Raw genomic sequence first — 11,973 nt, 5'->3', positions numbered from 1 at the left:
CGGAAACCGACGCTGGGGTCTAGAGTCGACGGTGATGGAATTCTCGATCGATCACCGCTCGCCGGTCCCCCCGTTCGAACAGCTCCGATCCCAGATCGTCGAGGCGGTCTCTCGTGGGCGGCTGATCTCGGGCACCAGGATACCTACGGTCCGAAACATGGCCTCGCTCTTGGGGATCGCCCCGAATACGGTGGCAAAGACCTATCGCGAGCTCGAGCAGGACGGGGTGATCGAGACCAAGGGGCGCTCCGGATCGTTCATCGCGGCGGTCGGTGATCCGGCTCGTGCGTCCGCGCAGCGCGCCGCGACCGAGTACGTCCGGTTGATCCGACGGCTCGGGGTGCCGGGTGAGGATGCGATGGAGTTCGTGCGGGCGGCGCTGAACGAGGTTGCCGGCGACTGACCGGGATGGGTTTGGGCGAGGACTCTGCCGGGCACTCACTTGATGCTTCAACCGCACACGTCGGTTGACGCTTCAACAGTGTGCTGGCACTGTGGAGAAGGTCATGCCTGCCCAAACGAAGGACACATCATGAGTAAAGAACTGCCCCGCGACCTTGCCGTGCTGGTGGCCCGTGTGGTCATCGGAATCGTCTTCATTGCCCACGGCTGGCAGAAGTTGAGCACCAACGGACTCGATGCCACCGCCGCATCGTTCCGCGGACTCGGCATCCCGGCTCCGGAGGTGTCGGCCTACTTCGCAACGTTCACCCAGCTCATCGGCGGTGGCCTGCTGATCGTCGGGCTCGCGGTGCCCCTGGTCGGGATCCTGTTGTTCGTCAACATGGTCGGCGCCTTCTTCTACGTGCACTCCGGCAACGGCGTTTTCGTCGACGGCGGCGGATGGGAGCTCGTCGGCACGCTCGGGGTGGCCTCGCTGCTCATCGCCGCGGTCGGAAGCGGCGCGTTCGGCCTCGACCGCGTGGTGTTCGGACGGTTTCGCAAGGCGCGACCCGCGCAGGATCGCGACCTGAGCACGGTCGCGGCCTGAGTCGGACGCGCGTCGACTCGAGACCCGGTGTCAACGCCAGCTGGGTAACCAGAGCTGGTTCTGCCACATCTGCGGCGTGATCGAACCGCCGGTGAGAATCGGGTAGAGCCAGATGAAGTTCGCGATCACCACGGCCACGTACACCGCGGCGACGACCAGACCCAATGTTCGTCGTTCGCGGTGTCGGCCGGTGCCGATCACGTCGGAGATCACCAGCGCCAGCCCCATGATCAGGAACGGCGCCAGCACCACGGCGTAGAAGAAGTACATCTGACGGTCGAGGGTCAGGAACCACGGCAGCAGGCCGGCGCCGTAACCCACCAGAACAGCCGCGTAGCGCCAGTCGCGGCGGAAGACGGTGCTGTAGAGGGCCCACCCGAGCATCGGCAGCGCGAGCCACCACAGCGCCGGTGTGCCCACCAGCATCACCGCTCGCACGCAGTCGGACTGCCCGCATCCACCCACTCCCGCGCCGTCCGCGTAGTAGTAGAGCATGGGACGCAGGCCCATCGGCCAGGTCCAGGGTTTCGACTCCCAGGGATGACGGTTGCCCGCGGAGTTGGTCAGTCCCTCGTGGAACTGCAGGACGTTGCCGCTGTAGTACCACAGCGAGCGCAGCGCGCCGGGCACGAACGAGAACGGCCCGCCCGTACCGATCTCGTCGCCGACGGCGTTGCGATCGACACCGTTCTCGCTGCGGAACCACCCCGCATACGAGGCCAGGTACACCAGGATCGGGATGATCACCAGCGCGTACAGCGCCGCCGGGATATCGCGTATCGCCGTCCCGATCCACGGGCGGGACACTCCGTAACGGCGGCGGGCCGCGACGTCGAAGGCCACGCTCATCAGCCCGAAGAACACGATGAAGTACACGCCCGACCACTTGGTTCCGCAGGCCAGCCCCAGCAGCACACCCGCACCGAAGCGCCACCACCGCACACCGAGTCGAGGGCCCCACGCCGTCATCTCGACGCGGCCGGCGCGGTGCGCGCGGTCGAGACGTTCGAGCACGTCGTCGCGATCGCGGATCAGTGCACCGAACGCCGCCACCACGAACAGGGCCAGGAAGATGTCGAGCATCCCGATGCGGGAACTGACGAACAGGACCCCGTCCCCGATCATCAGCACACCCGCGACGGCGCCGATGAGTGTCGAGCGCGTCATGCGTCGCACGATGCGCACCGTCAGCAGGACGATGATGGTGCCCGAGACCGCGGCCGCGAAGCGCCACCCCCACCCGGTGTAGCCGAAGATGGCCTCACCCAGCGCGATCAGCTGTTTGCCCACCGGGGGGTGCACGACGAGTCCGTACCCGGGGTTGTCCTCGATACCGCCGCCGGTGAGCACCTGGTATCCCTGGGGCGCGTAGTGCTTCTCGTCGAAGACGGGGGTGCCGGCGTCGGTGGGGTAGCCGAGCATGGTGAACCGGGTGACGGCGGCCAGGAAGGTCACCACGGCCGTCGCGATCCACCCGCGCAGCCTGTCGGTGGGCCCGAAGGCGGTCGGCGACGGCTCACCCGCGTCGACGAGATCGGCAGGGCTCGTGCGGTGGGCGGGCGCCCGACCTTCTCGCGCCCAGCCTTCCCGCACCTCGTCGTCGCGAGCTGCGCCGGGGCGCACGTCGGTTGCTGTCACACGTCGATCGTAGGCTCGGTGCGACAGGTGACACCGACGAGCGCGGCGGAAGGGGTGGAGTGTGGGATCGCTGATTCTCGCCGCGACGCCGATGGGCGACGTCGGAGACGCGTCGGCCCGGCTGCGAGCGGCCCTCGCCACCGCCGATGTGATCGCCGCGGAGGACACCCGTCGCACCCGCTCGCTCGCCACAGCTCTCGGGGTCGGCATCTCCGGTCGCGTGGTGAGCTTCTACGACCAGGTCGAGAACGAGCGGACCCCCGCGTTGGTGGCCGACATCGCCTCGGGCCTGACGGTGCTGCTGGTCACCGACGCGGGGATGCCGTCGGTGAGCGACCCGGGGTACCGGCTGGTGGCGGCATGCGTCGACGCCGATCTACCCGTCACGTGCCTGCCCGGCCCGTCCGCGGTGACCACCGCCCTCGCGCTGTCCGGAATTGCCGTGGAGCGCTTCTGTTTCGACGGCTTCCCGCCGCGTCGAGGTGGGCCGCGGCGCGCGTGGCTGACCACCCTGCTCGACGAGCCGCGTGCGTGCGTGTTCTTCGAGGCGCCGCACCGGCTCGCCGAGTGCCTCGCCGACGCGGTGACGGTGCTGGGCCCGGATCGCCGCGTCGCGGTGTGCCGGGAGCTGACCAAGACCTACGAGGAGGTTCGGCGGGGGACGCTCGCGGAACTGGCGCAGTGGGCGAGCGAGGGGGTGCGCGGCGAGATCACCGTCGTTCTCGCCGGCGCCGCGCCCCGTACCGTCGAACCCGCGGATCTGGTGAGTGCGGTGGAGGAACTGCTGGCCGCAGGTCTGGGGCTCAAGGACGCGTGCGGGCAGGTCGCAGCGGGTGCCCCCGGCTCGGTGTCCAAGCGCGAGCTCTACGAGGCGGTGCTGGCAGCGCGGCAGGGGTGATGGCCGGTGGGTCGAACCTGCTTGCGTGTGACGGGCACCACACCTACTCTGGTGGACGGGCCACGGCGGCCCGCAGGATTGTGACTCGACCCGAGCGAGGCAAGACCTGGGCACCGATGTGCCCGGGTCTTTTTTTGTGCCCGGGCCCAGCCGCACTCCCCCTCACACACCTCGAGGAGAGCGACGATGACGCGACCGGACGTCACAACGCAGGCCCAACGGATACTCGACGCCGTCGGGGGCGCGAACAACGTGGCAGGGGCAGCTCACTGTGCAACGCGGTTGCGGCTGCAACTGCGCGACGACACCCTGGCCGACACCGCTGCGGTGGAGAAACTCCCCGGTGTACTGGCCGTGGTGCGCGCGGGCGGGCAGTTCCAGGTGGTGGTCGGCACCACCGTCCCCGATCTCTACGCGGCCTTCGCGCCGTTGATCGGACGATCGAGCGCGCCGGAGACCACCGCGGCCACGCCGAAGGGCCGTGGACCTCGAGCGATCCTGGCGGCGGCGATGGAACTGATCTCCGCACTGCTGTCGCCGATCCTGTGGACGCTGGCCGGGGCGGGGCTGCTCAAGGCGTTCCTGTCCGCCGCGATCCAGTTCGACCTCATGACGGCCACCGACTCCACGTACGTGATCCTCGCGGCGGCGGCCGATTCCCTGTTCTACTTCCTCCCGATCATCCTGGCGGTGACGGCGGCGCGGCGGTTCGGCGCCAACGAGTTCACCTCCATGGCGATCGGTGGCGCACTCGTCTACCCGTCCATCGTGGCGTTCGCCCAGACCGACACCCCGGTGCACTTCTTCGGCATCCCGGTGATCACCTTCAACTACACCAGTTCGCTCATCCCGATGATCCTCGCGGTATGGGTGCAGAGTCACCTGGAACGGCGGCTGAAGGCGTGGCTACCCGAGACGATCAAGAACTTCGGCGTGCCACTGCTGGTGATCGTGATCATGGTGCCCCTGGTCCTGCTGACCATCGGACCCGCGACGACCACCGTGGCCGAGGCGCTCTCGTCCGGGGTCAAGTCGATCTTCGAGACCGTGCCGTGGATCGCGGGTGCCGTGATGGGCGGACTGTGGCAGTTCCTCGTGCTGTTCGGCCTGCACTGGGCGTTCATCCCCGTGATCACCAACGAGTTGGCCACCACAGGGTCCTCGCTGATCGGCGGGCCGCTGCTGCCCGCCGTCCTCGCGCAGGCCGCGGCTACCCTCGCGGTCTTCATTCGAACCCGCAGCGCCCGTCGTCGGGGCGTCGCCGGCCCGGCCGCGTTCTCCGGCCTGCTCGCCGGGGTCACCGAACCGGCGATCTACGGGGTGAACCTGCCGCTGCGGCGCCCGTTCGCGTTCGGCATGCTCGGCGGAGCTGTGGGCGGGGCCATCGTGGCCTCGGGCGGCACCGCGATCAATGCGCTCGTCTTCCCCTCCCTGCTCTCGGTGCCGGGATTCACGGCCATCGGCAACGTCACCACGCTCGCGATCGGCACGGTGACCGCCGTCGTCGTCTCCTTCGGGCTCACGGCGGTCTTCGTCGACCGCGAAAGTGAGGACGCCCCGGCCGATTCCGAGCCCGATCGCTCCGTCGACACCTCGGAGACACATCCGGCGGCGTCCGCGGTCCACACGGTCGCCGCGCCGGTTGCCGGGACCGTCGTCGCCCTCTCCGAGGTACCCGACGGGGTCTTCGCCTCCGGCTCGCTCGGCAAGGGCCTGGCCGTGCGGCCCTCGTCCGGGCACGTGCTCTCGCCCGTCGACGGCACGGTCGTGGTGGTTGCCGCCTCCGGCCACGCCTACGGGATCACCACCGACGACGGCGTGGAAGTGCTGGTGCACGTGGGTATCGACACCGTTCGGCTCGAGGGGCGCGGGTTCACACCCCTGGTTCGACGTGGGGATCGCGTGCAGGTGGGAACCCCGCTGGTCGACGTCGACCTCACGGTGATCGCCGAGGCAGGCTACGACGCGTCCGTGATCGTGGTGGTGACCAACGCCGCGTCGCTGGGACCGGTGGTGCCCGTCGCACCGGCAACAGTGGGCACCTCGGAGCCGCTGTTCACCGTCGCACCGGCCCATCGGGAATCGGAGGTGTCGGCATGAGAGCGTTCCCCGCCGAGTTCCTGTGGGGCGGCGCGACCGCCGCGAACCAGGTCGAGGGGGCGTTCGACGTGGACGGCAAAGGGTTGTCGATCCAGGACGTGAGCCCCGACGGGGTGATGTCGCCGCCGACCGACGGGCCCACCGACGCCAACCTCAAGAACGTGGCCGTCGACTTCTACCACCGCTACCGGGAGGACATCGCGCTGTTCGCCGAGATGGGGTTCACCGTCTTCCGGTTCTCGATCGCCTGGTCGCGGATCTACCCCAACGGCGACGACGCCGAGCCCAACGAGGCCGGCCTGGCCTTCTACGACCGGGTTCTCGACGAGCTCGAGGCGCACGGGATCGAGCCCCTGGTCACCATCAGTCACTACGAGACCCCGCTGCGCCTGGCGCGCGAGTACGGCGGGTGGACCGACCGACGCCTGATCGAGTTCTACGAGCGGTACTGCCGCACCCTGTTCGCCCGATACGGCCATCGCGTGAAGTACTGGTTGACGTTCAACGAGATCAACTCGATCATCCACGTGCCCTTCATGTCCGGGGCGATCCCGACGCCGAAGGAGCAGCTCTCGGCCACCGATCTTCACCAGGCCGTCCACCACGAGCTGGTGGCGTCGGCGCGGGCGACGCGTCTTGCTCGCGAGATGATGCCGGGTGCGCTGATCGGGTGCATGCTCATCGCCATCCCGATCTACCCCCTCACCCCCGATCCGGACGACGTGGTGGCAGCAATGATCGCCGAACGATCCAACCTGGCGTTCGGCGACGTGCACTGTCGCGGTGAGTATCCCGGATATCACCTGCGGTGGCTGCGAGAGAACGGCGTCGAACTCGACATCACCGACGCCGACCGTGAGGACCTGCGCAACACCGTCGACTTCGTCTCGCTCAGCTACTACATGAGTGCCTGCGCGAGCGCGGATCCCGAGGCCTCCGCAGGCCGGGGCAACCTCATGGGCGGGGTGCCCAACCCCACGCTCGAGTCGTCGCAGTGGGGGTGGCAGATCGATCCGCAGGGTCTGCGCGTCATCCTCTCGTCGTTCTGGGAGCGGTGGGGCAAACCGCTCTTCATCGTCGAGAACGGCCTCGGTGCGCGCGACGAGGTGGTGATGGTGGACGGCGAGCCGACCGTCGTCGACGATTACCGCATCGAGTACCTGTCCGCGCACCTGGCGCAGGTTCGAGAAGCGATCGAGGACGGTGTCCACATGCTGGGCTACACCACGTGGGGATGCATCGACCTGGTCAGCGCATCGACAGCGCAGATGAGCAAGCGCTACGGGTTCATCCACGTCGATCGCAACGACGACGGCACCGGCACCCTCACCCGTACCCGCAAGAAGTCCTTCCACTGGTACCGCGAGGTGATCGCCACGCGCGGTGCGGGTCTCGGATGAACGAAACCCGAGTGCTTCGGGTGTTCAACAACAATGTGGTGTTGGCCCGAGACAGCGACCGTGGGGAGGTGATCCTCACCGGTCGAGGCGTCGGGTTCGGGGTGCGGCCCGGTGATGCCGTGGACGGCGACCGGGTGGTGAAGGTGTTCGTGCCCGAGAACGGGCGCGACCCGGACAACCTCGGTGCCGTCGTCGCGTCGATCCCCCAGCCCTACCTCGACCTGGCGGCGCGGGCAGTCGCGTCGCTCTCGCTCGCGGTGCCCTCCGCGACGGTGATCGCGATCGCCGATCACCTCTCCCTCGCCGCTGTTCGTCGCGGTCGGGACGACGCCGCGCACCCACTGCGGGTGGAGGTGACGCACCTGTACCCCGACGAGTTGGCCACCGCGCGCAGGATCGTCTCGTACGTCAGCAGCGAGGGTGGCCTGGAGTTGTCCGACGACGAGGCAGTGGCCGTGGCGCTGCACCTGGTCAACGCTGGTCTGACCACGGGAGATCTCACTCTCACCTACCGCATGACCGGGTTGTTCACGCAGTTGCTGGACGTTCTCGAACAGCTCGTGGGCCGGGCCATCCCGCGGGAATCGATCAACGCCGCGCGGTTCGTCACACATCTGCGCTATTTCGTGGTGCGCGCGGCCACGGGCACCCAGCTCGACGACGGGATGTCCGCGACCGGCGAGGCGATCCGTTCCGCGCGTCCCGAGGCGTTCCAGGCGGCGCTGCGACTGCAGTCGCTGCTCGAGCTGCGTCTGGACACCCATCTCACCGCCGACGAGGTCACCTACCTGGCCCTGCATGTCGCCAGGCTCATGGCGGACACCCGTTGACGCCCGTCGACCCTGTGGCGTCGGCGTGCGTCTCAGGTGCTCCAGCGTTGGCGGGTCTGCAGGATCCAGTAGATCGAGAACTCCACCAGCAGAACGGTTTCCACGATCAGCAGCAATGAACCGCCGGTGGCGAGGGTCAGGTGCGCGACGACGGTGGCGAGCAGGGTCAGGGCCATCGCAGCGGCGACCAGCATGTACCCCAGCCGATAGCCGCGCGAGTCGGAGCGGGCCGATTGTGCGAACACCACCACGATGATCGCCCCGAAGAGGATCACCGCGGCCACCGCGTGGGCACGTTCGAGGAATGCGGCGCGCACGAGCAGGTGTGCCGCCAGGGTGAGTGCGCCCAGAACGGTGAGCGCGATGCCGCCCGCGCCACCGCCGAGCAGCCGGATCAGGACACCCGCCATGATGGCGGCGGCCGCGATCGCGGGTATCGCGATGTTCACCCCGGGCGCCGGATCGGTGAGATCGATCGGGCCGCACGCGGGCAGGCTCACCGCCGTCGGGACCGTCGCCACCACCACGGCGGCGAATCCCGCGACGTCCAGCAGGACGTCCTCGGCGGTGGAGTCACCCTTGTAGACCACCAGCGCGGCGCCGAGTGCGTAGAGCACGCCCACGAACACCGAGCGCGCCGGGGTGTACCAGTAACCGCTGATCGAGGGCTGCGTGCAACCGGCCGTCACGCTCGCCCCGATCACCGCGAAGGCCAACAGCAACACCAGCACCACCAGGCCGATACGCAGGTAGCGGTAGGTCTCGATCTCGGTGGCGGACAGGGTAGGGCTCGGCGGGTGTGTGCTCACGAACTGATCGGTCAGCGGGTCGCCTGATCGCGCAGACCTTCGGTGGCGTTGTCGAGGATCGCCTTGGTGCCGCGCTTGAGGATGAAGCCGGGGACCGGCACCACCAGGTCGATCGAGAAGTCGAACGTGACCAGGGTGCCCTTCTCGTGTTCGGCGAAGGTGTACGTGGCCTGCTGTGCACGCTGCTGTGTCGCCGAGACCAGGGTCCACCCGGCGGTGGTGTCGGTGAACGTGTAGTCGAGCACCACGGTGTCGCTGATGCCGGCCAGGGACACCTTCGCCTCGACGCGGTTCGGGCGGCCGTCGTCGTGACGGTCGATCACGGTGACGCTCTTGTAGATCGGAGACCACGTGGGGAGGGACTCGACGTCGGCGATCACGTCGACGATCCTCTCGCGGGGTGCCTCGATGACGATTTCTCGGGATCCGTTGACTGCCATGGCCAGAACCTAGCGGACCAGAGAGACTCCGGGTGCGCCGCGTGTGACGCCGGCAGCGATCACCGCTTCGACGAAGTCCGCGATCTCGTCGATCGCACGCTGGGACTCGGGCAGGAAATCCATGGCCTGGAACACGTGCACCTGCTCCTTCCACACCTGCAACTCGCAGTCGACCCCGGCGTCTGCCAGGCGCTGCGCCATCAACTCCGCGTCCGGGTAGACCATCTCGTCCGAGCCCACCTGAATCAGGGTGGGGGGCATCTTGCTCAGATCGGCGTCGATCGGGGAGCATCGGTGCTCGGTGATGCCGCACCGGGCGTCCACCTGCTCGGTCATCGTGGCGAGCGCGCTCAGGCCCGTGCTGGGGATCATCGCGCAGCGGTCGGCGTTGCGGTGTGCCAGCTTGGACGCGGGATCGAAGTCCGTCAGCGGTGAGAGGGCGAACACCCCGCCCGGAACGGGCAGATCGGCAGCGCCGACGGCGATGGCGATGGCAAGGGCCAGGCAGCCGCCCGCGGAGTCGCCGCCGATGACGATCTGCTCGGGCTCGTATCCCATGTCCAGCAGGTACCGGTAGCCGTCGATCCCGTCGGCGATCGCGTCGTCGATGGTGTGGGCGGGCATCATCCGGTAGCCCACCGAGAGCACGTCGCCGCCCACCGCCTCGGCGATCCGGGACGTCAGCCGACGGTGGGTGTTGAGTCCGCAGAACAGGAACGCGCCGCCATGCAGGTACAGCACCACGCGGTCGGCATCGGCTCGGCGCAGCGCTCGACGCTCCGGCCGCACCCACTCGGCGCGGCAGTGGGTCAGGTCGATCCCCGTGCACTCGGTGCCCGGAATGGGTGGAACGAACTTGCCGGCCTGGTCGACGAGATGCTTGGGCCAGGGCAGATCGGGTGTGTGTGCCCACAGCGAGAGCACGGGCCGAATCGTCCTGCGCAGCGTGGAGGCGAGCACCTTGGACTGGACGCTCACCGAGTCGAAGTCGAGCCGGGTGGCGGTTGCAGCGGCGGTGACGGTGGCGGACCGATCGGTGGGAGCGACCTGATCGGCGGGCAGGCCGCGGCTGGGTCGTACAGCGGACACGGTGACCATGTCCCTCACTTTCGGTCGGCAGCGCCTTCGCGCTGGTTTCGCTATCCGCTGAGTATCGCCCCAGTTAACGAAAGTGAAACACCTGAACCCGAAAAATGTGTAATCGGAGTCACACCGACATGCCTGATGAGCCGAACCGGTGCAACTCCGTGACCTTTTTCGGGCGGTATCGGTGAAGGTCAGTCGGTTTTCGGCTCGACGTAGCGTGGGAAGACGCCCGTCGGTGCGGGCAGGGTCGTCCCGGGCACCGCACGGTGCGCCAGTGCGGCGATCGAGCGGTCGGACACGCTCAGCAGGTCCAGCAGCCGCCCGCACGAGGTCGGCATGACCGGGCTCAGCAGCACCGCTGCCGCGCGCACCACCTCCAGGGTGACGTAGAGCACGGTGGCCATGCGAGCAGGATCGGTCTTGCGCAGCACCCAGGGTTCCTGCGCGGAGAAGTACCGGTTGGTCTCGCCGAGCACCGAGAACACAGCGTCGACGTAGAGGGTCAACTCCTGTGCGTCCACGTGCCGTCGGGCGACGTCGGGCAGCGCGTCGACGAGCGCGAGCAGCGCGGTGTCGGCGTCGGAGAACTCGCCGGGCGTCGGGTGCAGGCCGTCGAGATTCTTGGCGACCATCGACAGGGAGCGCTGGGCGAGGTTGCCGAATTCGTTGGCGAGATCGGTGTTGATGCGTCCGACGATCGCCTCGTGGCTGTAGCTGCCGTCCTGACCGAAGGACACCTCGCGCAGCAGGAAGAACCGCACAGCGTCGAGACCATAGGTGTCGACGAGGGCGAACGGGTCGACCACGTTGCCGACCGACTTCGACATCTTCTCGCCCCGGTTGTACAGAAACCCGTGCGCGAACACGCGTCTGGGCGGTTCCAGGCCTGCCGACATCAGGAACGCCGGCCAGTAGACGGTGTGGAATCGCGTGATGTCCTTGCCGATCATGTGCAGATCGGCGGGCCAGAAGCGGCGGAAGTCCGCGCCGTCGACGTCCGGGTACCCCACGCCGGTGATGTAGTTGGTCAGCGCGTCCACCCACACGTACATCACGTGGTCGGGATCGCCCGGCACCGGCACCCCCCAGTCGAACGTCGAGCGCGAGATCGACAGATCTTTCAGACCGCCGCGCACGAAGCTGACGATCTCGTTCAATCGTGTTGCGGGCGCGAGGAACTCCGGGTGCGCCTCGTAGTGGGCGAGCAGGCGGTCCTGGTAGGCCGACAGGCGGAAGTTGTACGTCGATTCCTCGGTCCACTCGACCGGGGTTCCCGTCTCGGTGGCCACGCGGGTGCCGTCGTCGCGCACGGTGGTCTCCGCCTCCGCGTAGTACGCCTCGTCGCGCACGGAGTACCACCCGGAGTACGAGTCGAGGTAGATGTCACCGTTGTCGGCCATCTTCTGCCAGATCGCTCGTGAGGCCTCGATGTGATCGGTATCGGTGGTGCGAATGAAGCGATCGAAACTGATGCCGAGGGCGGTCTGCATGCGCTCGAACACGTCGGAGTTCCGGCGCGCGAGGTCCGCCGTGCTCACGCCCTCCTTCGCGGCCGTCTGCGCCATCTTCAGCCCGTGCTCGTCGGTGCCGGTGAGGAACCGGACGTCGACGCCGTCGAGGCGCTTGAACCGGGCGATCGCATCCGAGGCGATGTACTCGTACGCGTGCCCGATGTGGGGTTCGCCGTTCGGGTACGCGATCGCCGTGGTGATGTAGAACGAGGATCCGGGCGTGTCGGTCGCGGGCGTGTCGGTCGCGGGCGTGTCAGTCATGGTGCGACT

The 11,973-nt window shown here is 68.1% G+C and carries 11 protein-coding genes; 6 read left to right on the top strand and 5 right to left on the bottom strand.

All coding sequences use genetic code 11. From position 1 onward, the window contains the following. Positions 1–31 precede the first annotated feature (31 nt). Both ACY48E_RS10920 and ACY48E_RS10915 read left to right on the top strand, forming a co-directional pair. Positions 32–403 carry a GntR family transcriptional regulator gene (locus ACY48E_RS10920; protein WP_462872273.1) on the top strand — a complete coding sequence of 124 codons (372 nt, stop codon included), beginning with the start codon at positions 32–34 and terminating at the stop codon, positions 401–403. A gap of 129 nt (positions 404–532) precedes the next feature. Next, a complete protein-coding gene (locus tag ACY48E_RS10915; protein ID WP_462872184.1) occupies positions 533–991 on the top strand; it encodes a DoxX family protein in 459 nt (152 codons plus the stop codon). Positions 992–1,021: 30 nt separating this feature from the next. Here the strand turns inward: ACY48E_RS10915 and ACY48E_RS10910 are convergent, their stop codons facing one another. Then, a complete protein-coding gene (locus ACY48E_RS10910) occupies positions 1,022–2,584 on the bottom strand; it encodes a dolichyl-phosphate-mannose--protein mannosyltransferase (protein WP_462872272.1) in 1,563 nt (520 codons plus the stop codon). A 106-nt stretch (positions 2,585–2,690) separates the two neighbouring features. Here ACY48E_RS10910 and rsmI point away from each other — a divergent pair, with 106 nt between their 5' ends. The 4 genes from rsmI to ACY48E_RS10890 all read left to right on the top strand — a co-directional run bounded on the left by rsmI (position 2,691) and on the right by ACY48E_RS10890 (position 7,857). Next, positions 2,691–3,527 (top strand): 16S rRNA (cytidine(1402)-2'-O)-methyltransferase, encoded by an 837-nt coding sequence (rsmI, locus tag ACY48E_RS10905; protein WP_462872183.1) that lies wholly within the window; start codon positions 2,691–2,693, stop codon positions 3,525–3,527. Between the two features lie 186 nt (positions 3,528–3,713). Next, entirely contained in the window at positions 3,714–5,627 is a 1,914-nt protein-coding gene (locus ACY48E_RS10900) for a beta-glucoside-specific PTS transporter subunit IIABC (RefSeq protein WP_462872182.1), read from the top strand. Beyond that, positions 5,624–7,027, top strand: coding sequence for a glycoside hydrolase family 1 protein (locus tag ACY48E_RS10895; RefSeq protein ID WP_462872181.1), 1,404 nt, complete (start codon positions 5,624–5,626; stop codon positions 7,025–7,027). Before ACY48E_RS10900 ends, ACY48E_RS10895 begins: the two co-directional genes overlap by 4 nt. After that, on the top strand, positions 7,024–7,857 hold the full coding sequence (locus ACY48E_RS10890; protein ID WP_462872180.1) for a PRD domain-containing protein: 834 nt from the start codon (positions 7,024–7,026) through the stop codon (positions 7,855–7,857). Before ACY48E_RS10895 ends, ACY48E_RS10890 begins: the two co-directional genes overlap by 4 nt. 32 nt (positions 7,858–7,889) lie before the next feature. On the opposite strand, the gene ACY48E_RS10885 is transcribed toward ACY48E_RS10890, so the two are convergent. From ACY48E_RS10885 to metG, 4 genes are all read right to left on the bottom strand, one after another. Further along, a complete protein-coding gene (locus tag ACY48E_RS10885) occupies positions 7,890–8,666 on the bottom strand; it encodes a hypothetical protein (RefSeq protein WP_462872179.1) in 777 nt (258 codons plus the stop codon). An 11-nt stretch (positions 8,667–8,677) separates the two neighbouring features. Further along, positions 8,678–9,106 carry an SRPBCC family protein gene (locus ACY48E_RS10880; RefSeq protein ID WP_462872178.1) on the bottom strand — a complete coding sequence of 143 codons (429 nt, stop codon included), beginning with the start codon at positions 9,104–9,106 and terminating at the stop codon, positions 8,678–8,680. A 9-nt stretch (positions 9,107–9,115) separates the two neighbouring features. Then, positions 9,116–10,204: an alpha/beta hydrolase gene (locus tag ACY48E_RS10875; RefSeq protein WP_462872177.1), complete on the bottom strand. Its 1,089-nt coding sequence runs from the start codon at positions 10,202–10,204 to the stop codon at positions 9,116–9,118. A gap of 179 nt (positions 10,205–10,383) precedes the next feature. Continuing rightward, the gene (metG, locus tag ACY48E_RS10870; protein ID WP_462872176.1) at positions 10,384–11,964 is read right to left on the bottom strand and encodes a methionine--tRNA ligase; all 1,581 of its coding nucleotides are present in this window, start codon (positions 11,962–11,964) and stop codon (positions 10,384–10,386) included. Between the last annotated feature and the right edge of the window lie 9 nt (positions 11,965–11,973).

The organism is Rhodococcus sp. AZ1 (genome assembly GCF_054979605.1).
This window is presented reverse-complemented; position numbering and strand designations above follow the sequence as displayed.